General features: G+C 44.6%; 17 protein-coding genes and 1 riboswitch. Of the genes, 6 read left to right on the plus strand and 11 right to left on the minus strand.

All coding sequences use genetic code 11. The features are described 5' to 3' along the window. Positions 1-993, plus strand: a 993-nt coding sequence (locus tag PJF56_RS16865; protein WP_283763861.1) for an RNA-guided endonuclease InsQ/TnpB family protein, incomplete at its 5' end; no start/stop codon positions are given. Between the two features lie 79 nt (positions 994-1,072). On the opposite strand, the gene pyrC is transcribed toward PJF56_RS16865, so the two are convergent. Further along, positions 1,073-2,101, minus strand: a complete 1,029-nt coding sequence (gene pyrC / locus PJF56_RS16870) for a dihydroorotase (RefSeq protein WP_283763862.1) — start codon at positions 2,099-2,101, stop codon at positions 1,073-1,075. A 117-nt stretch (positions 2,102-2,218) separates the two neighbouring features. Here pyrC and PJF56_RS16875 point away from each other — a divergent pair, with 117 nt between their 5' ends. Continuing rightward, on the plus strand, positions 2,219-2,653 hold the full coding sequence (locus tag PJF56_RS16875; protein ID WP_283763863.1) for a GNAT family N-acetyltransferase: 435 nt from the start codon (positions 2,219-2,221) through the stop codon (positions 2,651-2,653). A gap of 255 nt (positions 2,654-2,908) precedes the next feature. On the opposite strand, the gene PJF56_RS16880 is transcribed toward PJF56_RS16875, so the two are convergent. The 4 genes from PJF56_RS16880 to PJF56_RS16895 all read right to left on the minus strand — a co-directional run bounded on the left by PJF56_RS16880 (position 2,909) and on the right by PJF56_RS16895 (position 6,187). After that, positions 2,909-3,739, minus strand: coding sequence for a hypothetical protein (locus PJF56_RS16880; RefSeq protein ID WP_283763864.1), 831 nt, complete (start codon positions 3,737-3,739; stop codon positions 2,909-2,911). A gap of 111 nt (positions 3,740-3,850) precedes the next feature. Next, positions 3,851-4,192 (minus strand): ribulose bisphosphate carboxylase small subunit, encoded by a 342-nt coding sequence (locus PJF56_RS16885; protein WP_283754699.1) that lies wholly within the window; start codon positions 4,190-4,192, stop codon positions 3,851-3,853. Between the two features lie 52 nt (positions 4,193-4,244). Further along, entirely contained in the window at positions 4,245-4,631 is a 387-nt protein-coding gene (gene rcbX, locus PJF56_RS16890; protein WP_283763865.1) for a RuBisCO chaperone RbcX, read from the minus strand. Between the two features lie 125 nt (positions 4,632-4,756). Continuing rightward, on the minus strand, positions 4,757-6,187 hold the full coding sequence (locus PJF56_RS16895) for a form I ribulose bisphosphate carboxylase large subunit (protein WP_283763866.1): 1,431 nt from the start codon (positions 6,185-6,187) through the stop codon (positions 4,757-4,759). Between the two features lie 463 nt (positions 6,188-6,650). Here PJF56_RS16895 and gcvT point away from each other — a divergent pair, with 463 nt between their 5' ends. Beyond that, complete coding sequence (gene gcvT, locus PJF56_RS16900; protein WP_283763867.1) at positions 6,651-7,748, plus strand: glycine cleavage system aminomethyltransferase GcvT; 1,098 nt, start codon at positions 6,651-6,653, stop codon at positions 7,746-7,748. Positions 7,749-7,784: 36 nt separating this feature from the next. On the opposite strand, the gene PJF56_RS16905 is transcribed toward gcvT, so the two are convergent. The 4 genes from PJF56_RS16905 to PJF56_RS16920 all read right to left on the minus strand — a co-directional run bounded on the left by PJF56_RS16905 (position 7,785) and on the right by PJF56_RS16920 (position 15,103). Next, positions 7,785-9,266 (minus strand): diguanylate cyclase domain-containing protein, encoded by a 1,482-nt coding sequence (locus tag PJF56_RS16905; RefSeq protein ID WP_283763868.1) that lies wholly within the window; start codon positions 9,264-9,266, stop codon positions 7,785-7,787. After that, positions 9,263-13,330: a PAS domain S-box protein gene (locus PJF56_RS16910; RefSeq protein ID WP_283763869.1), complete on the minus strand. Its 4,068-nt coding sequence runs from the start codon at positions 13,328-13,330 to the stop codon at positions 9,263-9,265. Before PJF56_RS16910 ends, PJF56_RS16905 begins: the two co-directional genes overlap by 4 nt. A gap of 275 nt (positions 13,331-13,605) precedes the next feature. Continuing rightward, the gene (gene ygfZ, locus PJF56_RS16915) at positions 13,606-14,571 is read right to left on the minus strand and encodes a CAF17-like 4Fe-4S cluster assembly/insertion protein YgfZ (protein WP_283763870.1); all 966 of its coding nucleotides are present in this window, start codon (positions 14,569-14,571) and stop codon (positions 13,606-13,608) included. A 145-nt stretch (positions 14,572-14,716) separates the two neighbouring features. Next, positions 14,717-15,103: a hypothetical protein gene (locus PJF56_RS16920; RefSeq protein ID WP_283763871.1), complete on the minus strand. Its 387-nt coding sequence runs from the start codon at positions 15,101-15,103 to the stop codon at positions 14,717-14,719. Between the two features lie 353 nt (positions 15,104-15,456). On the opposite strand from PJF56_RS16920, the gene PJF56_RS16925 reads away from it, so the two are divergent. Together PJF56_RS16925 and PJF56_RS16930 are read left to right on the plus strand one after the other, a co-directional pair. Then, entirely contained in the window at positions 15,457-16,557 is a 1,101-nt protein-coding gene (locus PJF56_RS16925) for a DUF262 domain-containing protein (RefSeq protein ID WP_283763872.1), read from the plus strand. Positions 16,558-16,559: 2 nt separating this feature from the next. After that, positions 16,560-17,252 (plus strand): MAE_28990/MAE_18760 family HEPN-like nuclease, encoded by a 693-nt coding sequence (locus PJF56_RS16930; protein WP_283763873.1) that lies wholly within the window; start codon positions 16,560-16,562, stop codon positions 17,250-17,252. Here PJF56_RS16930 and PJF56_RS16935 read toward each other — a convergent pair. Next, positions 17,249-18,292 (minus strand): DNA cytosine methyltransferase, encoded by a 1,044-nt coding sequence (locus PJF56_RS16935; protein WP_283763874.1) that lies wholly within the window; start codon positions 18,290-18,292, stop codon positions 17,249-17,251. The two genes, PJF56_RS16930 and PJF56_RS16935, sit on opposite strands and share 4 nt — an antisense overlap. Before the next feature lie 106 nt (positions 18,293-18,398). Then, a riboswitch (TPP riboswitch) is annotated at positions 18,399-18,497 on the plus strand. A 7-nt stretch (positions 18,498-18,504) separates the two neighbouring features. Here PJF56_RS16935 and thiC point away from each other — a divergent pair. Continuing rightward, positions 18,505-19,890, plus strand: a complete 1,386-nt coding sequence (thiC, locus tag PJF56_RS16940; protein WP_283763875.1) for a phosphomethylpyrimidine synthase — start codon at positions 18,505-18,507, stop codon at positions 19,888-19,890. Positions 19,891-20,427: 537 nt separating this feature from the next. On the opposite strand, the gene PJF56_RS16945 is transcribed toward thiC, so the two are convergent. Continuing rightward, on the minus strand, positions 20,428-22,654 hold a 2,227-nt coding region (locus PJF56_RS16945; protein ID WP_283763876.1), incomplete at its 5' end, for a glutamate synthase-related protein.

The raw sequence follows: 22,654 nt of genomic DNA on the forward strand, positions 1-22,654 counted from the left end.
AAAAAACAAGAAGAGTTAGATTTCTTAAACGAAGTCAGTTGTGTCCCCTTGCAACAGGGGTTAAGACACCTACAAACCGCATTTACTAACTTTTTTGCCGCGCGTGCCAAATATCCCAACTTCAAGAAAAAACACCAAGGAGGGAGTGCTGAGTTTACAAAATCCGCATTCAAGTTCAAAGAAGGTCAAATCTATTTAGCCAAATGTAAAGAACCCTTAGCCATTCGTTGGTCTCGTCAAATTCCATCCGGTTGTGTGCCCAGTTCAGTGACCGTAAAACTCCATCCGTCAGGACGTTGGCATATTTCCATAAGATTTGACGACCCCACCATTAAACCCTTGCCTGTCAACGATAAAGCAGTCGGTATTGACTTAGGAATTAGCAGCCTATTAACGACCAGTGAGGGGAACAAGGTCACTAATCCTAAATCATTAAAGAAACACTACCGTAAGTTAAGGAGAGTGCAAAAAAGCTTATCAAAAAAACAGAAAGGCTCTAACAATAGATATAAAGCCAGAGTAAAGCTGGCTAGAGTTCACCAAAAAATAGTCGATATTAGGACTGACCATTTACACAAGCTAACCACTCAACTGGTACGTGAAAACCAAACGATTATAGTTGAGGACTTAGCAGTTAAGAACATGGTCAAAAATAGAAAGCTGGCACAAGCGATATCTGATGCAAGTTGGGCAGAGATCTCCCGACAATTGGAATACAAATGCCGATGGTACGGCAGAAACTACATTGAGATAGACAGGTGGTTTCCCAGTTCTAAACGGTGTAGTAATTGTGGGCATGTCGTTGAAAAAATGCCGTTAAAGATTCGGCAATGGGAATGCCCTAAATGCCAAACCCGGCACGACCGGGATATCAATGCCAGTCGCAATATCTTGGCCGCAGGGCTTGCGGTGTCAGTCTGTGGAGCGAGTGTAAGACCAGAGCAGAGTAAATCTGTGAAGGCAACTGCTATGAAGCAGAAACCTAAATTGTGAGATTTAGGAATCACCGTCATAGAAGGGCGGTGAGGATGTCAAGATTCCCTATTATCGGTTAAAAATTAAAAGGTACTTATTACGCCATTTTCCAGGTCATCTCTTGTCCTGCGCGTAAAGGAACTAACCCAGATTCGGTAAACGGGACTCGATCGGGAATGCGCCAGGTGGTTTTGGTTAAGGTAATCTGTTCGGTATTGCGGGGGAGTTGATAAAAATCTGGCCCGTAGAAACTGGCAAAGGCTTCTAGTTTATCTAAGGCGTTAACGCTTTCAAAGGCTTCTGCATATAATTCCAGGGCATGGAGGGCAGAAAAGCAACCAGCACAGCCGCAGGCACTTTCCTTGCTGGTGCGGGTGTGGGGGGCGCTATCTGTGCCGAGGAAAAACTTGGGATTGCCGGATGTGGCGGCTTTTAGAAGGGCTTGACGATGGGTTTCTCGTTTCAAGATGGGTAGGCAATAAAAGTGGGGATTAATGCCGCCTTGGAAGATGCGGTTACGGTTAAATAAGAGATGTTGGGGGGTGAGGGTTGCGCCGATGTTGTCAGCATTGAGGACATATTCGACGGCATCGGAGGTGGTGATGTGTTCTAGGACGACGCGCAGTTGGGGAAAGCGCTGTTTGAGGGGGATTAAGTGGCGATCGATGAAGACTTTTTCGCGATCGAAGATGTCTACGTCTGGATCGGTGACTTCTCCGTGGAGTAATAAGGGCAAGTCTACCTGTTGCATGGTCTCGAAGATGCGATCGCACTTGCGAATATCTGTAACCCCGAATTCTGAATTGGTTGTCGCACCAGACGGGTAATATTTCACCGCCTTCACAAACCCCGAATCCTTCGCTTTCAGAATCTCTTCCGGGCGGGTATTATCCGTAAGATAGAGCGTCATGAGTGGCTCAAAGGTTTGCCCTGGGGGAATTGCTGCTAGGATGCGATCGCGATAAGCCGCAGCATCAGGGAGCGATCGCACCGGGGGCTTCAAATTCGGCATAATAATCCCACGGGCAAACTGTCGCACCGTATGGGGTAAAACCGCTTTCAGTGCCTCACCATCGCGCAGATGGAGATGCCAATCATCAGGTCGAGTGAGCGTAAGCTGTTCCATGCTCCTATCATAAACCAGAATGGGATCGCGCCTTGCTATAGCTTTGATATCGAACAAGCGGGCAAGATGCCATTTTCCAGTATTTGTAAACACTATAGAGCGCAGCGCTATAACAGAGTGAAAATCCGAAATTACCAAACAGATGACTTACCAGAACTTCTCTCATCATGGGAAAGAGCCTCAAAATTAGCTCATCCATTTCTATCTGAAGAATTTCTGTTACAAGAACGAAAAAATATTCCTGAAATTTATTTACCCAATGCTGACACTTGGGTAGCAGAATTTGATGGAAAAGTTGTAGGATTTATCGCCTTAATTGGCAACGAAATTGGTGGCTTGTTTGTTCAACCTGCATATCATCGCAGAGGCATAGGAACAGCACTCATAAAAAAGGCACAGGAAATACATAGCAATCTTGAAGTAAAAGTCTTTACTAGAAACAGCATAGGACAGAACTTTTACTTCAAACATGGATTCGAGTTCAAAGAAGAAACAAGTCATAAAGAAACTGGTCAGCCGATTTTACATCTAGTTTTTCCTGCAAATAAATGATATCAAATCCTTGAATTTTTGCTACATTATCGTAGCAAAAATTCCCTTATTAAGACGGTTTTGTGGATCTCAAATAATATCAAATCCGGTTTCTGCAAGCGGACATGAAAATGAGTTAAACTAGCGGGCAAGATGCCCGCACTCCCTCAATTATTTGAGATTACTGGAGTGGGAGCATCTTGCTCCCTACATTTTTAATTATGGTATTCAAGCGGATTTGATATAATATATCGCAAAAGACTGTAAATACTGACTTCATTCAGCAGAATCTAGCGATATTTTTGCCCATACAGTCTCATTATTTTCATCAATAGTTACTGTTGTTATTTCTTCAACTTCCAGTGTAGAGTTAGGAGGGATAATACCCTTAATGCTTGCCAATCGAGTTCCTCGGTCTCTTAAGTTAATTGAAGTAATCGTTTCAGCCTTAGTCTGCGGTTGAGGAATCCTATCTTGATTAATCGTTTTATCATCCTCTAACATTTCACCACCAGACCGAACTCTACCCAGATAAATCCATCCCTGTACATTAGACTGTTCTTCCGTCAGTTTCTGCAAAAGCTCTTTATCAGGTCTATTAGCGATTTCTGCTGTACTATAAAATTCCGTCTCAGGATTCTGTGCCGTTTGGAGACGACTCAATTTATCCCGAATGTAACCCTTAAATTCATCAGTCACAGACTCATCATCAAGGATTAATCCTGATATCGTTTGAGTGAGTTCCTTATTCTGACTCGATATGGGAATAGTAAACAAGATCCGTTTTTCTTGGTCATCTCCAGCTAAATTATAAAGACTCACTAGAGCAATTTTAGCCTTAGTTATATCTGCTCCCGCTAGATTGTCTAACTGTGCCTGAATTAACTCAACAAACTTTTGCACTCGTTGATTTTCTTGTGCCTGTTCTCTCAGTCTCGTCTGGATTTCTGTTGAATTTCTTGCCGCTATAGTTGCTTGCCATGAGGTGTAAGCACCAAAAATAGCCACTATAATAGTCACCCCAATCTGCAATTGCTCTAAAAAAACTTTATTATTTCCAGATGGATAACTTGGCTTATTGTCTGTCGTTGGTTGTGGCTCACTCATAAAATATAGCGGTTTTCGCGCTTTATACAGTAAGGCATTACCTATAGATAAACAAAGGAGAGGCAAGCGACTTACCCCTCCTCAAATCCGATTAATTGACTAAGTTAGAACTTAGTAACGACGGAGGTTAGCGTTAGGTTTGTGAACAATGAAGCTCAGAACTTGACATTGTTTAATGTTGTCAAATCCCATCACGCGAACATAGCTTTCGCGATATTCTGCACGACAAGCGTCAATTTCAGCCATCACTTCATTAACGGTTCTAGCGTGGAACAGGGGAAGTTTCCACAGCGTCCAGTAGTGCATTTCGGGGCTGGAATCTTCACTAAATTCCACACCAGCAATATAGCCTTGATCCAAAATGTATTGGATTTGCATCTTGATCTGGGCATCAGTCAAAGGAGGCAGATAAGAAAGCGTTTCGTAACGGCGCTCTTTAGGTAAAGTTTGCATGGTTTTTAATCAGTTGTGTCTAGAATTTGGACTCAAAGCTATCCAGCAATCATCAATCTGAATCGGCTGGTGATTCGGTATCAGAAGAAGAATCAGGGATATTAAGTTGCGTTACCCGTTCGAGATATTGACGGCGATGTTCCATATTGCTTTGTTGAATATTACTGCGAACCATTTCAGGTAAGAAATCACTAACTTCTTGGGCAAGATGTTCTCGTACTGTCATTACCCGGAAGGCCATCTCTGGTTTGGCTTGGAACAGTTCGTCAAGATAGGCTTCGCCGTCCTGAATTTTTCCGGTTGAGGAAAATCCACTGAGCCAAACGGCCTCACCGGGATTGGTTTCTCGTAACTGGTTCGTGACTACTTTGACCGCTTGATAGGTGAGATAACTCGCCATGACGCGGCTGGTAGCTTTGGCAACGTTTTTAATATCCATGTTCCGATCTCGGCCGCTAAGATGAAAGAATCCCCGATTTTAGAGGGAGATTTGGGGCAAGATTGTTATGAACAACACTCTTGCCTTTTCTTCCTCTTAACGGATGCTCTAACTCTGGGCAGAGATTAGACCGTATCCATGGCCTCGAACTCGAATTTGATTTCTTTCCAGAGTTCGCAAGCAACGGCCAATTCAGGAGACCATTTACAAGCTTCGCGGATGACATCGCCACCTTCACGGAAGAGGTTGCGACCTTCGTTACGAGCTTGGATACAAGCTTCGAGAGCGACGCGGTTAGCGGTTGCGCCAGGAGCGTTACCCCAGGGGTGACCCAAGGTTCCACCACCGAACTGTAAGCAGGAGTCGTCACCGAAGATTTCTACCAGAGCTGGCATGTGCCATACGTGAATACCACCGGAAGCAACGGGCATTACCCCAGGCATGGAAGCCCAATCTTGGGTGAAGTAGATCCCGCGTTGACGGTCTTGTTCGATGTGGTCTTCGCGCATGAGGTCAACGAAGCCCATGGTGATGCCTTTTTCACCTTCGAGTTTACCGACAACGGTTCCAGAGTGCAGGTGGTCACCACCAGACATCCGTAAGCATTTGGCGAGAACGCGGAAGTGAATTCCGTGGGCTTTCTGACGGTCGATAACGGCGTGCATGGCGCGGTGGATGTGCAGCAGTACGCCGTTGTCGCGACACCATCTGGCGAGGGTGGTGTTGGCGGTGAATCCTCCGGTGAGGTAGTCATGCATGATGATGGGGGTTCCGAGTTCTTTGGCGAATTCGGCCCGTTGCATCATTTGTTCTACGGTGGGAGCGGTTACGTTGAGGTAGTGACCTTTGATTTCGCCGGTTTCCGCTTGGGCTTTTTCGATCGCCTCTTGAACGAACAGGAAGCGGTCTCTCCAGCGCATGAAGGGCTGGGAGTTGATGTTTTCGTCGTCTTTGGTGAAGTCTAGACCACCGCGCAGACATTCATATACGGCACGACCGTAGTTTTTAGCGGATAATCCCAGTTTGGGTTTGATGGTACAACCGAGCAGGGGACGACCATATTTGTTGAGTTTGTCCCGTTCTACGGTGATCCCGTGGGGAGGCCCTTGGAAGGTTTTCAGATAGGCGATGGGAATCCGCATATCTTCTAAACGCAGGGCACGCAGGGCTTTGAAACCAAATACGTTACCTACAATGGAGGTCAACATATTGGTTACGGAACCTTCTTCAAATAGATCCAGAGGATAAGCTACATAACAGATGTATTGGTTATCTTCTCCAGGAACTGATTCAATATCGTAGCAACGACCTTTGTAGCGATCGAGATCGGTTAATAGGTCAGTCCATACGGTTGTCCAGGTTCCGGTGGATGATTCCGCAGCTACCGCAGCGCCTGCTTCTTCGGGAGGAACGCCCGGTTGGGGGGTCATCCGGAATGCGGCTAGAACGTCGGTATCTTTCGGTGTGTAATCTGGTGTGTAGTAGGTTAACTTATAATCCTTTACACCAGCTTGATACCCAGACTTAGACTGGGCTTGAGTTTGAGCGTAAGACATGAAATCCCTTCCTAAAAACTAGCACTTAATACGTTTTGTGCCGATTGGCTAGATGTTTAAGAATATATCAAGATTCGGGCCCCTTTACGTTCAGTTCTACTTGTTTTGCAAATAATCCTTACTTATGTTTACAGTAATTGTTAAGCTTTATCACAATAAGATTGACAAAAGTGTATCTTTATTAAGAAAATTTTAAACTCATTTTTGGGGAGTCAGGTTGGCGATCGCCAGTAAACTTCAGTTTCCTAGGGATGAATGGGTAAAAATCCTTATTTTTACTGCTCACTCAACGCAATATAACGTTATCTTTCCCAAGAGCCATACTGGAGAGAAGTGTTACGACATAGAGATTATTTTTGACAAAAAGATAAGTCAGTGCTAAAGATCGAGCTAAGGGTGCGCGAACCTAAAAAGTTGATGACTTTTTTGGTATAGTGCCACTAGGATCATTGAGACGGTAACTATGGCTTTACTTCATACTCCACTGTTTGACTCGTGCGTAAAACTCAAGGCAAAGATGACTGAATTTTCCGGCTGGGAAATGCCGGTACAGTTTTCGGGAATCAAACAAGAACATGAAGCGGTCAGAACCAAAGTCGGGATGTTTGACATCTCCCATATGGGCAAATTCTTCCTCAGCGGCCCTTCAGTTATTGCCAGTTTACAAACTCTTGTCCCCTCAGATCTGGCTCGTCTACAACCGGGTCAAGCCCAATATACGGTACTGCTGAATCCAGAGGGGGGCATTATTGACGATATTATTGTCTATCTGCAAAGCCAAGAAGCCAAGGGTGAGGAAAAAGTGGCCATTATTGTCAATGCTGCCACTTGTGAGGGCGATCGCCGATGGATTGAGCAACATCTAGATCTTAATAAAATCCAATTCGACGATCGCACCCCCAGTCAAGCTCTGATTGCTGTGCAAGGCCCCAAAGCGATCGAAACTCTACAACCCCTAGTTGAAACAGACCTATCTTCTATTCCTCGCTTCGGTCATGCTACCCTTTCCCTCCTCGGTGGTTCCGCTTTCCTCGCTCGCACTGGCTACACGGGCGAAGATGGAGTAGAAATAATGCTCGATCCAGACACTGCCCTACAACTCTGGGATACCCTGCTCAAAGCCGGGGTTACCCCCTGCGGTTTGGGAGCGAGGGATACCCTACGCTTAGAAGCCGCTCTAGCCCTCTACGGTCAAGATATCGACTCAACCACCACCCCCCTAGAAGCGGGCTTAAAATGGTTAGTCCACCTGAAAACTAAAGGTGATTTTATCGGTCGCTCAGTATTAGAAGAGCAGCAAACCAATGGCGTTTCTAAACGCTTAGTCGGACTGCAAGGAGAAGGTCGTCGTATTGCTCGTCATGGCTATCCCCTTTTAGCCGGAGAAGAAGTCGTTGCTGAAGTCGCTAGTGGAACCCTTTCCCCCACTCTCGGTTATCCCGTTGCCATGGCTTACTTACCGAAGAAATGGGCTAAAATTGGCCAAGAAGTAGAAGTGGAAATTCGCGGCAAACGGTATCCGATGAAAGTGGTGAAAAAACCCTTTTATCGTGCCGGGTAACGTCATCCCCCAATGGTTCAAGTTTGCGACTGGCTACTAAATATTCATGTCCGCGAAGTGCAAAACGCTGTATTGGTTGCGTCCATTATCTTTGGCTTCATACAAGGCCCGATCGGCTAAATCCAGGAGTTGGATGGGTGTAGAGTTGAGAGAGGGAATCACGCTGGAAATTCCTAAGCTAATGGTGAGCAGAGGTTGAGATAACTCGGTTCCAATATGGGGAATTTTGAGGGAAGCGATCGCCTGTTGCATTTGTTTAGCTACGACAATGGCTCCTTCTATGGGAGTATGGGGTAAGATGGCGGCAAATTCTTCCCCCCCATAACGGGCAATTAAATCAGCCGGACGTTTGAGGGTGGAAGAGAGGGCTTGGGCAACTTGCTCTAGAGCGCGATCGCCAATTAAATGACCATAGGTATCATTATATTGCTTGAAATAATCAATATCACAGATAATGATGGATAACGGATGCAGATCCCGTTGCAGTCGCAGCCATTCCTGTTCTAAATACTGATCGAAATAACGACGATTCGCCACTTGGGTTAAGGCATCAATATGGGCTAAACGGTCTAATTCTTGATTGGCTCGCTCTAACTCCTGATTGGCTCTTTGTAGTGCATAATACAATTGTACTTGTTGGATGGCGATCGCAATTTGTTCCGCAATCCGTTCTAAAAGGCCATATTCTGTATGTATCTCATGTTTGGAGAAGCGATCGCGATCGACAATTAACATCCCCCAGAGGGTTTGCTGTCGTTGAATCGGGATCGTTACTTGGCTCATCTGTTTTGAGCGATCGTATCCTTCTGGATAACGGATCTCAAACCTCTGATATTCCGATGTTGACTCCGGTAATCTCTCAAACTCTAGGGTTTCACCCCTCGATAGCTTTTGTGTCTCCGCAGCATGGACAACAGAAAGCACTTCGCACTTGCCCTCAGACAAGCAACGACAAATCATCACCCGACTTGCCCCCAGAAACCGTTGAACAGTGACTACCGTTGTACTTAAAATTTCCTCCAAATTCAGTGAATCATGAATCCCCTGAATAATTTTAACTAAGATTAGCTCTTGTTCTGCTTGGCGTTGACTTTGTTCCCTTAAAAATTTCAACTCTAAATGAGTTTTCACCCGTGCTAACAATTCCGGAGGATGAAAGGGTTTCGTTAAATAATCAATGGCTCCCTTCTCAAAAGCTTCGAGCAGGTGATCGATTTCTTTGCTGGCGGTCAAAAAAATAACTGGAATATCCTTGAATTCTGGATTCTTTTTCAGAATATTGCAGACTTCAAAACCATCCATATCTGGCATCATTAAATCCAGCAAAATCAAGTCGGGTTTTGCCGTTTTTACTCGGTCTAGGGCTTGCTTCCCGCCCATGGCGAATGTCAGTTTATAGCCCACAGTCGATAACAGTCCTCGCAATACTTTCAGATTACTCGAATTATCATCGACCACCAGTAATAAACACTCTTCCGGTTTCATCAATAAACGTTCTAAGTCTAAGTCTGTTTTCAAGATAGTTTCACCTCCTCTTCAAGAATTTCTAACATTGTCTTGAAGTTTAGGACAGTTTCTGGTATGCTATCCCAATCAAAATCATCTAATTGCTTCTCTAAGTGTTGAATATAATTAATCAAGGGTAAATAATTAGATTCTATACTAACAACTTGTAACCGATCCAAAAACTGTTCAACTTCTTCAATTTCTAGAGTTTGACATAAACTTAGCCAATATTTTTGCTCGATCTGTTTTAGTTGTGTGCATAACTCAGCTAGGTTTACCATAATCACTTGTGCCGTCTCTTGTTTCTTCTGTTCTTGATGCTCCCGTATCAGGGGGGACTCAACGGCAGGGGGGAGTAGTGGCTTCAGGGCAGTGACTAAAGCGGTCAAGCTGACTGGTTTTCTCAGGAAGTCATCACATAAGAGTTTTAAGGGTTCTTCTTCTTGAAATTCGGAAGAAGCCGTAACAATGACAATCGGAATATCTTGGGTTTCTTCATGGTTTTTCAAAAATTCTAATACTTCGCGGCCGTCCATACGAGGCATTCTTAGATCCAGCAAAATTAAAGTTGGAAGGTACTTAAATGTTAGTTCAATCGCTTGTTCCCCATCTTCAGCAAACTGTAAAGTATGAACCGTTTCCCTAAAATATCCCTGAATTAATTCTCGATTCGATATAATATCATCAACTACTAAAATAGTAGAGGGTTGAAACTGATTCAAGTTAGTATCAATGGTTTGCACCACCGTATCTAGGGCTGGACTCTCACTCATTTGAACTTCAGGAAAGCGAAAGATAAATACACTGCCCTTACCTAATTCGCTCTGTAATTCAATGGTTCCTCCCATCATATGGATCAAACGTTGGGTAATGGCGAGTCCTAACCCTGTACCGCCAAATTTACGGTTGCTTTGGCCTTCACTTTGGGTAAAAGCATTAAAAATATGCTGTCGATCCTGTTCGCTAATTCCAATTCCGGTATCGAGAACGTGGATTTCTAGGCTGATGGTGCTGGGCTTATGGCGATCTAAATCTGGATTAAAAGAGCATTTTGAAGCAATCTCAACTTTTCCAGAAGGAGTAAACTTAATGGCATTGCCGACCACATTCAGGAGGATTTGTCGCAACCGGACTTCATCAAATAATACAGAATGGGGTAACTGGGGGTCAAGATTGAGGCTTAGGTTAATACTTTGGGCTTCGGCTTTATGCAAAAAAACTTGATAAATATCCTTAAAAATATTGTTTAAGTTGGTGGGTTCGGGGTCGAGGGAGAGTTTTCCGGCTTCGATTTTTGAGAGATCGAGGATATCATTAATGAGAGAGAGTAAGGTTTTACTACTGGCGGCAATGGCTTGTAAATATTCTTGGGCTAAGGGTTCTTTAAGTAAGGGTTTGAGGAGTCCGGTAAATCCTAAAATGGCATTCATGGGGGTGCGAATTTCATGGCTCATGTTGGCTAAAAATTCACTTTTGGCTCGATTGGCGCTATCGGCCATCACTTTTGCCTGTTCTAATTCTTGATTTTTTTGGCTTAATTCTTCTCGTTGGCTAATTTCTTTTTCTAATAAGGAGGCTTGGGCGATCGCAATACCGAGTTGTCCGGCTAAGGTTTCAATCAGTTCAATGTCTTCTGGTGTCCAATGGCGATAATGGTCGCATTGATGTAAAGCAATCACCCCATTTACTTGCCCTTGATAAAAGGTGGATACAGCCAGCATGGACTTGAGCTGAATGTGTTCGCAAATGGCGTGTGATTTAACCAGCAAGGGGTCAGTATAGACATTATCTGAGGCGATCGCCTGTTCCTGACTGATTACGGCTTTGATATGCTCATTCTCTTCGAGGGGGACGAGAAAGTTTTGCAGAGAATCATAATCCCCCTGAAGGTATTGAGCCACCACAGGGATCGAAATCGTCCATTCAGGGTTATAGAGATGGATTAAGCAACGGTTGACCTTGAAAGCTTGGCCAATTTTTTCAGCCGCGACTTCAAAAATGGTGTCAATCTCTAGGCTTTGGCGAATGGCGGTGATAATGTCTTGCAGCAGGAGGACTTTGTTGAGTTGATACCTCAGAGCTGCTTCTTGCTGTTTGCGCTTGCTAATATCTCGAATCACCGCCAAGACACTTTTACGATCGAAGGGGATCAGGCGACATTCTTCACAGTAAATCTGACCTTTAAGAGTGATGTCATATTCATAGCTCTGAATGGTTTGGGTATCGAGGGTAGTTTGGATATACCCAATTCTCTCTGGAGTTACCAGTTGAGGCAAAATTTTGAGCAGATGTATTCCTGGAAATTGTTGGTCTGCTTCGGAGCTATTGCGATTGGCGTTCATAACATCGAGAAATTCCCCTGTTCTGCTCAATCGAATCATCAGATCGGGAATGGCTTCCATTAAAGCACGATTGGTGGTTTCGGTTTTCTTGCGATCGGTAATGTCCATGACTGTACCAAAATAACCGGTCATTTCTCCATTATGACTGCGAACGGCGATCGCACTTCCCCAAACCCAAACCACTTGACCATTGGATTTCTGAAACCGGTATTCGAGATTAAAATCACGGCCTTCTTTGCTCGATCTCATCCATTCCTGAAAGATCGCTTCCCGATCCTCTGGATGTATCGCTTGTTGCCAAGCATTCCCCAAATAACTTTCCGGTTGATAGCATCCCGTAATTTCAGCCCACTGAGGATTAACATAGAGGTATTTACCTTGGGCATCGGTTTGGAAAATACCCACTGGAGAGTGGGAGACTAGCACCCGAAAGCGTCGTTCGCTGTTTTCTAGAGCGATTTGGGCCAGTTTGCGATCGCTGATATCTTGTATGAGGTAGCAAAATCGGGGACGATCTGGCTCGATACAGCCGATAAAACTGACAGTCGCTAACAAGAAATATGAGCCATTTTCCCAGAAGTGTTCGTATTCAAACTCCACTGGCGCTTGGGTTGCCATCGCTTCTTGGTAATGCTTAATCCAGGTCTGAATCTGTTCGGGGGAAGCGCCCATGACACTAGCTCGCTGATTGGCCATAGCTTCTGGCATTGTGCCCAAAAAACGGGCGGTCGCCTGATTATCGGACAAATGTAAAATATCATCTTCGAGTAATTCGACAATCCCCATCATCATGGGAGAATGATCGTAAAAATTGCGGAGCATGGTTTCCCGTTCTTCTAATTTTACTTCGGCCTGTTTTCGCTCCACCATTTCTTGGTTTAGTTGATTATTAATATCCTCATTTTTTTTTAATATCTTTTGTCGAATATGAAAGGAATAAATTACAATAGGAATACTCCAAATCGTTAATAATCCTCCGACTAAAAGTTTAGAAGGAACAGAAGAACGAAGTTGTTCGATCCACCAATGTTCAGGATACAAAAACAAATGTATTTTTTGACCATAGAAATCACTCTCTCTCGTGATTTTTAAATCCACATGGGAGCTGGGACGATCCAGTTCTAAATTTACCCATTTTGAGTGCCTATTCTCGTAGATAATCCGATCTCCAGAGGCGATTTCTAAATAATAACGCTTATTCTGAATATTTTCCAAAAGATTATCGAAAAATATCTCTAGGTTTAAGACTCCTATTATATAGCCATTAAATTGACTGCCATTTTCTATGGTTGGATCGTCTAAAAACAGAGGATAAATAATTAAAACTCCATGTTTATTTTCAGGAAGTAAAAAGGGATGGGTCAGGCTTATTTTTTTTCGAGAGTATGACCGATCTAAAGCCACTTTATAATCGGTCATTTGACTTACTTTTAGGTTTTCATTCTCTAGACTATCTGGATCGCCTACTAGCCAACGAATTTGAGAAGCTGAATCCACCCAGGCTAAAGTGTTTAATCCGGCAAAATCTTTAAGGTAATTTAAACTATCTCTTTTCCAGACTGCTTCAGGGGTTCCTCTGGCCACTTGCCAACGCTCTCCCATATGCTCTAGGGATAAGATCTGTGCTTCAACTTTTGATTCAACAAGGGTTTGTAAAATCTTTGATTCTGCTATTACGGCATCTTTAACCAACTTCCGATCCTGAGCTTCTAATTGTGACCAAACACTTAACACTCCTAGAGAGAGGAGAAGCCCAACGATCCACGGTAGTTGTAATTTTAAATATTGCCCAGCCACAAGACAGAGGAATGATAGGAAGATTCAAACCATGTATAGCTGTAGGCATTTGGCGTCAGGAAGGATTTCCCCATTGTTACACTCGACTGATAAGGGGTCGTAAGATAGTCGCCGTCAGCCATGATTCTCTACGGCTACATTTATTATCTTATCGAATCCCACCCCCCCTGACAATGTTCTAATGAAGCCAAGGAGGTGGTTGAGGACTGGGATTACTCGGAGGGTGTAGCTAAATACCCACGAGAAATGAAGGGGAGATCGAGGAGGGTTGCCGATCGATCGCCGACTTGAACGGTGAGGCCGTTTCCTCCGATTTTGGTGCGAATATAGGCTAGGGCGATCGCCCCTTCTGGGGTAGGAATACAACTGGTGATCGTTCCTGCTTTTTGTTCTCCCACTTGGATGGGGGTTCCAGGATCGACGGGTTGACTCAGTTGCAGACCCCAAAGTTGTTGTTTTACGCCTTGATAAGTATTTAAGCGAGCGATGGTTTCTTGACCGATGTAACAGCCTTTTTCAAAGGATATGGTGTTCCATAATCCGGCTTCGAGGGGGTTATAGTCTTCGGTTAATTCGCGATCAGGTGCGGGACGACCTTGTTGAATGCGCAGGTTTTCCCAGTCTGGATTGGCGATCGCCTTTGCTCCCTTTGCTATCAGTTTTTCGCTTAAACTTTGGCCCTCTTCAAGGTCAACGATTAGGGTATATCCAGGGGTGGCTAATCCACTCCCTACGGCGACTCTCAGGGAGATTTCCCCTAGGGTAACTTGTTGGTTAGTTCCGTGGGGAGCGTCGGTTAAGGGGGGAATTCCTAGGGCTTCTAAGAGGCGATCGCTCTCGGTTCCGATTAAACTGAAACAGGCGGTCTTTTCCGTAATATCCTCAAGTTCCACCCGATCCATGGGAAAAATATACCGATCCATCCATTGCCAGAGTTTCTCTTTTCGATTGGGAGAGACCAGTAAAATCACGCTTTCTTCAGTCAGATAAGCTGTAACCAAATCCAGGGTACGAGCGGTGGAGGTAACAAAAACCGTATCGCAGCCTTGTCCAGTTTGTAGACTCTCGAAATCATTGGTGCTTTGGTTGTGCAGAAACCGCAGGCGATCGCCCCCTTTCACTTCAATTCTGCCCCAATGGGTGCGATCGTAGAGTAAAATTTCTGTTTCTTCAGCCATAATCATTACAGATGCTTTCTAAGAGGTCACCTTTCATCATAATCAACTAGAGCAGGAAAACCTTTCTAATGCAATGATTGGGCGGGTTTATTATGGTAACCTGTGGGTTTCCTAGATCTGGGAAAAACCCGCCCCTACGCCTCGATCAACTAATTTTGGGCAAATTCTCAAACAGTTCCGCGATCGCTTGCTTGGTTTTCTCTTCCAATTTTGTCCAATCCACATTTCCCATATCATCAATTAAGCTCGTATCAATCTCTACCTCTTGACTCTCATAGGGAGAATGGGTGATAGCGTATTCTAGAAAACAAATGCGGAAACATAGCTCCCACAGATTCACCTGCACTTCCTCATCCTGATATTTTAAGCACAACACATAACCCGGATAGGGGTCTTGCACCTCTTCGTAAGTTCCTTGCCAATGTGAGGTTTCCAGAACCTGACGCAGATTATCCACCACCCTCAACAGGGACGGTTGCATCAGTAGTTCAGCTTGTTGCCAGGCGATCGTATCCTTAAACTTAGGTCTCATGAAGTTGGTTAAAGGCTTTTGAATTATTGTTCATGACTCAATACCCAATTGTCAATTACTCTGGGGCAATCTCGACTTGTACAAGTGGTGAATCTAACGCAGAAGTTAGTTGAGTATAGATCTCTACTTGTGTAAGCATTACTTTCCCTGCTATGCTCAAGGAAAGGATCAAACTGACTGACCTTTTCCTATCCTCCTAAAGCGATGGCAGCCATATGATTACCTATGGTACAATTATCGATAGACTGCTGATAGTAGACTAACAAGTAAGAGTTGGATTTATGAAAGCAAGCTGCACCCATTAAAATTGTCGATAGCCTAACTAATTTCTCTTGACTTTTTGGGATGATTATATGACAAAATTAACACATAAAAATTCAAAAACAGAGATAACAAACAAGCAAAAAGAAGCAGCAGAAATTGAAATTCGTGAAAAGCAAAAAGTAATTGATTATGATACAAAAGAATATCCAGTAGAAGTTCTAGTCAAAAAATATAGAGAAGGACTAGAAGAAGACACAAATGAGTTGTATATCCCCGACTATCAGAGAGATATGATTTGGGAAGAGAATAGGCAGTCAAAGTTTATTGAATCTCTTTTGCTAGGACTCCCCATACCTTATATCTTTGTGGCGGATTTGCCACCGAAAAAAGAAGATGATGAAGAAGACTTAGCTCGATTAGAAATTGTTGATGGAACCCAACGTATCCGAACTTTAGACAGATTTCTCAATAACGATCTAAAGCTCTTCGGACTAGAAAAGCTAACACAGCTTAACGACTTCAAATTCAGTGATTTACCTCTCGCAAGACAAAGGCGTTTCAACCGTGCGACTATTCGGATGATTGTACTAACAGAAAAAGCTGATGAAGAAACACGCCGAGATATGTTTGAACGTATCAATACAGGTAGTGTTCAACTCAATGAGATGGAAAAGCGTAGAGGTATATCTCCTGGCCCCTTAGTCAATCTTCTTGAAGAACTCGCCAAAGATCCAAAATTTCTTAAACTCTGCCCCATATCAGAAGCACTTATTAAAAAACGAGAACCAGAAGAATTTGTTTTACGGTTCTTTGCCTATTTAAACAACTACAAGAAATTTGACAGACAGGTTAATACATTCCTGAATGAATACCTAAAACAAAATAACGATCCTGAAATCAACCAAGAGGCCATGCGAAAAGAATTTCACAAAATGTTAGACTTTGTTGAAAAATACTTTCCCAATGGATTTAGTAAAGCTAAAGGCCATGTCAAAACACCAAGAATTCGCTTTGAGGCAATTTCTGTCGGTGTTGCACTTGCCTTGAGGGAAAAACCAGATCTTGAACCTAAGTCAATTAAGTGGCTTGACTCACCAGAGTTCAAAGAATATACGACTTCAGATGCCAGCAACTCCAGACCTAAAGTCATTCGACGAATTGAATATGTTCGCGATCAACTTCTAGGTTAACTATGCAAACAGTTCTTTTAGATTTCCAGACCCGTGTGCAAGAAGTTAATCAATATTTTGAATTTTTAGAGGGGTTAATTCAGGAAAAAACAAAATTAGTAGTATCCGGAGATAAGGGTGAGCAAAAGATTATTACTATCAATCCCGATCTGGCTAAGATATTTAAAGCAAATGCTTTTTTGATTCTATACAATCTCGTTGAATCAACTATGCGGAATGCGATAGAAGCGATATTTGATGAAATAAGTAGTAAAAATATTTCTTATAATTTAGTGAGAGTCGAAATCAAGAAAATAGTTATTCATAACTTCAAAAATCGATCTCCTGATAATGTTCATTCCAAAATGAAGGATATTTCTCTTGATATTATTACTGCGGGATTGAATAGAAGAGAATTATTTTCAGGTAATGTTGATCGAGATGAAATTACCAAAACAGCCAGAAAATATGGATTCTCCTTTGATACTGATTACTCCAAAACTAAACATGGTGAACATTTATATGATATCATGCAGCATCGGAACGATTTAGCACATGGCAATAAATCATTTGCAGAAATTGGGCAAAAGACGAGTATTGAGGATTTGCTGAAAGTGAAGGAAGAGGTCATAGAATATCTCCAGCAAATATTACAAAACATTCAAGACTATTTAGAAAATCAAGAATATTTAGATAATCCTATACAAGCTCCTTAATTTAATTGTTCAATGTGTTCTAAAATACTTCGAGCGATGACCGTTCCTAACTTAACAGGCACAGCATTGCCAATTAATCGACCAACTACATCAAATACTACTGGTTGATCGGGGGAAACAAACTGATATGTTGCTGGAAAAGTTTGTAATAAAGCTGCTTCTCTCAGAGAGATAGCTCGATCTTGTTCAGGATGACCAAATCGACCGTTCCCAAAACCAAAACACTGTGTGGTTATAGTTGGACTAGGTTGATCCCATTCCATTCTACCATATACTGCGGGATAGGTTTTACCACTGGTTTTTAAGTGGCATTCAGCAATTAAATCTTGGGGCCAATCTCGCCAAGTGCCTCCCGGTTTAGAAGCACGAATCCGGTGCAGATTCAATTCAGAAAGTTTACTACATTTATGGAGGCGATCTACTTGAGAAGAGTTCCCTGCTAACAGGGGTTCTAAATGGGCAATAGTTTTTCTGACTGTTTGATAGTTATTTGGGTTATGTGTGGGTGGAACTAGGTCGATTTTGCTGAATTTTGAAGCCAGCAATACTAATCGTTTTCGAGATTGAGGTATTCCATACTCAAGACAATTTACTTCATAAGAATTGACGTAATAGTTTAAAGATATCAAATGAGTGATGAATTCGTTAAAAACTGAATGATGTTTTAAGTGTAGTACATTTTCCATAGAAATAATATCAGGATCACATTGTTTGACAATCCGAGAGAAATCTTGCAAGAGTTTCCACTTGGAATTCAAGTTTTTTTCATAACGTCTTGAATAACTAGAAAATGGCTGACAAGGGGCACATCCGACTAAAATTTTAATACTAATTCCATAAAAATGTTCAGCTAAATCAGAACCGCTAATATTTTCTACATCCTGTAAGACAAATTTGGCTCGGTTGTTGTATTCATAAGGAAACTTACAGGCCCGATCAATATCATATCCTGCTTTGACTGGAAGGCCGGCTTGCTCAAACCCGTGTGTCAGCCCTCCAGCACCACAAAACAAATCTACTGTGGAGATACTTTTATTCATTCACTCCCTCTTGCTAGGATGTCCAATCCAACGGGTTAGTTTAGCGTATTTTAACGGGCTATATCAAAAAAAATTCTCCTATCCTGCCGAAATTATGTTAAAATCTGGCACAAGCTAGGGGTGCCCGATCGCGATCGGGCTGAGAGTAAACCCTTAGAACCTGAGTCCGGCTAGTACCGGCGGAGGGAAGCTGTCACTTCGAGGATTTACATATGCGAACTGAATGGGTAGCTAAACGGCGGGGACAAGCTAATGTCACCCAGATGAATTATGCTCGTCAAGGCGTAATTACGGAGGAAATGCACTATGTGGCTCAACGGGAGAATCTTTCCCCTGAGTTGATTCGGGATGAGGTTGCACGGGGACGGATGATTATTCCGGCCAATGTGAATCACCCGAATTTGGAGCCGATGTGTATTGGGATTGCTTCTAAGTGTAAGGTGAATGCTAACCTGGGCGCATCTCCCAACTCTTCTAATCTACAAGAAGAAGTCGATAAGCTGAATCTGGCCGTTAAATATGGGGCAGATACGGTAATGGACTTGTCTACGGGAGGGGGAAACCTAGACGAGATTCGCACGGCTATTATTAAGGCTTCTCCCGTTCCCATCGGTACGGTTCCCATCTACCAAGCCCTAGAAAGTGTCAACGGTAGGATTGAGAAACTCACCCCTGATGACTTTCTACATATTATCGAGAAACATGCCCAGCAAGGGGTGGATTATATGACCATCCATGCAGGCATTTTGATTGAACATTTGCCCTTAGTGAAAAATCGGATTACGGGGATTGTTTCCCGTGGGGGCGGTATTATTGCTCGCTGGATGTTACACCATCATAAGCAAAATCCCCTCTATACCCATTTTGACGATATTATCGAAATCTTTAAGAAACATGATGTTTCCTTTAGTTTAGGGGATTCTCTGCGTCCCGGTTGTACCCATGATGCCTCCGATGAGGCGCAATTGGCGGAGTTGAAAACCTTGGGCCAACTCACCCGTAAGGCTTGGGAACATAACGTGCAGGTGATGGTTGAAGGGCCGGGCCATGTGCCAATGGATCAAATTGAGTTTAATGTGAAGAAGCAGATGGAGGAGTGTTCGGAAGCTCCGTTCTATGTGCTGGGGCCGTTGGTGACGGATATTGCGCCCGGTTACGATCATATCACTTCGGCCATTGGAGCGGCGATCGCCGGTTGGCATGGAACCGCCATGCTCTGTTACGTCACCCCCAAAGAACATTTAGGACTGCCCGATGCCGAAGATGTACGCAACGGCTTAATCGCCTACAAAATCGCCGCCCACGCCGCCGATATTGCCCGCCATCGTCAGGGAGCCAGAGACCGAGATGACGAACTCTCCGCCGCTCGGTATAATTTCGACTGGAATCGTCAGTTTGAACTCTCCCTCGACCCCGACCGCGCACGGGAATATCATGACGAAACCCTACCCGCAGATATCTACAAAACCGCAGAATTCTGCTCCATGTGCGGCCCCAAATTCTGCCCCATGCAAACCAAGGTAGACGCGGACGCGCTCACCGAGCTAGAGAAATACTTAGCCCAGGAAGCGCAAAAGCAAGAAGTCGCTCAAGTTTAAGCTCACGTTGAGTTGAAATTTATAGTCAAGTCCAATAAAAGTGAGACATTTTTGTAGGGTCGAGCGGCCGCTCGCCCCTACAGATACGGGTATTCTAGACAGGTTGTGTGTGTATTGTCGTGTCTCAACCTTAATCGAATTGACTATAAGTTTCACCCCCATACCCCCAGTTTCTACACTCTGGGGGTTTTTTGGGTCAATTTTGAAGCAAAGTATCGGGCAAGGTGGGCAGGGTATACTGGTAGAATTTGAATGATTTTGCCTAGGCTCCTGCCCACCCTACTGCCGTGACAACCCTAAAATGGTGGGTTACGGCGGATTGAGAGATTGCTGTCAGAGTCTAGGTTTTAGCCGCCTAACCCACCCTACGCTAATGCACTATTTTAGCTGTGTTACGGCACTACTGCCGTGACAACCCTAAAATGGTGGGTTACGGCGGATTGAGAGATTGCTCTCAGAGTCTAGGTTTTAGCCGCCTAACCCACCCTACGCTAATACACTATTTTAGCTGTGTTACGGCACTACAAGGATTGGTAATTAGGCCTGAACCGCCACCTTATCGGCAACCGGGTTATCCGTCACCTCTGGAGAATTGGCTTCCGAAGGGGGAACCACTTGCCAGAACTTGGGCAGATAGGTTTCCCAGTTCTCTAGAATCAGTTTCGCCTTGGGACTTCCGGTGCGGGAGTGGTGCGACTCAATCAACTCTCGCAGAGAATCTGCACCCACCTTAGAAGTCACCCGTTGGATGGTGACAATCTCGGTATTAATTTTTTCCGGGAAACGCTCATCCTCATCCAGAATATAGGCCAGTCCTCCGGTCATCCCTGCGCCCACATTGCGCCCAGTCGCTCCGAGAACCACAACCACACCGCCAGTCATATACTCGCAGCAATGGTCGCCCGCGCCTTCAATCACAGCTCTACCGAGGGAATTTCGCACAGCGAACCGTTCCCCAGCTTGACCGTTAGCGAACAGAATGCCGCCGGTTGCCCCATACAGACAGGTATTGCCAACGATGACATTTTCCGAGGGGTCAAAGGTTGCATTTGTGGCCGGAACAATGACGATTTCGCCACCATGCATTCCTTTACCCACATAATCATTAGCATCTCCAGTCAGGTGCAGGTGCATTCCAGGGAGGTTAAACGCGCCAAAACTTTGACCGGCATTTCCAGTAAAGGATAGTTTCAATTCTCCGGTAAAGCCGCTATTGCCATAGCGACGGGCAATTTCCCCAGCAATTCGCGCCCCTACGGAGCGATCGGTGTTGACGATTTCCCAGGTTTTGCTCGCTTTGCCTTGTGCAGAAATGGCCTGTTTAATCTCGGCATCGGCTAGAATTTCATCATCTAGAACTGGGCCATTGGAGTGAACGGGGCCATGATCGAGCCAACTGCGATCGCCTCTAGTATCTGGTAAATCCTCAATCAGCGACAGCACATGGATATGATTCGTCTTCGTTAACTTCACATCCCGCACCTGTAACAAGTCAGCTAGGCCAATAATGTCATTCAAGGAACGATAGCCCAACCGAGCCAACAGTTGGCGCACTTCTTGGGCCACAAAATAGAAGAAATTGACCACATGACCGGGAATACCGGTAAACTTCTGGCGCAGTCTCTCCTGTTGGGTTGCCACTCCCACGGGGCAATTGTTGGTGTGGCAGATACGAGCCATAATGCAACCTTCAGCAATCATGGAAATGGAGCCAAACCCGTATTCTTCAGCCCCCAGAAGCGCTGCCATCACGACATCCCAGCCCGTTTTCAGACCTCCATCAGCCCGGAGCAAAACGCGATCGCGCAATCCATTTTCCATCAGCATTCGATGCACTTCAGTAACTCCCAACTCCCAGGGAACCCCCGCATGTTTAATCGAACTGAGGGGACTTGCACCCGTTCCCCCATCATGGCCGGAAATTTGGATCACATCGGCATTGGCTTTAGCGACTCCGCAAGCCACCGTACCGATACCCACTTCTGCCACCAGTTTGACGCTCACCCCTGCATTGGGATTAATTTGGTGCAGGTCAAAGATCAACTGTGCCAAGTCCTCAATCGAATAAATATCATGGTGGGGAGGGGGAGAAATCAGGGGCACACCGGGTTTAGAGCGCCGCAGCATGGCGATATAGGGACTCACCTTTTTACCGGGAAGTTGACCCCCTTCTCCGGGTTTTGCACCCTGGGCCATCTTAATCTCGATTTGCTGGGCATTCATCAAATATTCGGGAGTGACTCCAAAGCGTCCCGAAGCCACCTGTTTAATAGCACTGCTGGCCGTATCTCCAGTTTGTAGACCTTTGAGATGGGCAAAACTCGTGCTATTGCCTTCACTATCCACATCATTGAGGACGGTATAGCGCAGGGTATCTTCGCCCCCTTCTCCAGAGTTGGATTTACCGCCCATCCGGTTCATGGCGATCGCCAAAGTTTCGTGAGCTTCCCGTCCCAGAGCGCCTAGGGACATGCCCCCCGTGCAGAACCGTTTAACAATGCTTTCCACTGGTTCTACTTCTTCCAGGGGGATAGATTGGGTATTGGGGCGAAACTCCAGCAAGTCCCGCAGAGCGCAAGGGGGACGCTCTTGCAGCATTTTTTGGTACAACTCGTAATGGTCATATCCAGCACGGGCCTCGGTAGGGGCGGGTTTCAAACCCTCGGTAGGGGCGGGTTTCAAACCCTCGGTAGGGGCGGGTTTCAAACCCTCGGAAGGGGCGGGTTTCAAACCCTCGGTAGGGGCGGGTTTGAAACCCTCGGGA

The sequence above is a fragment of the Roseofilum halophilum BLCC-M91 genome (assembly GCF_030068445.1).
Classification (GTDB): Bacteria; Cyanobacteriota; Cyanobacteriia; order Cyanobacteriales; family Desertifilaceae; genus Roseofilum; species Roseofilum halophilum.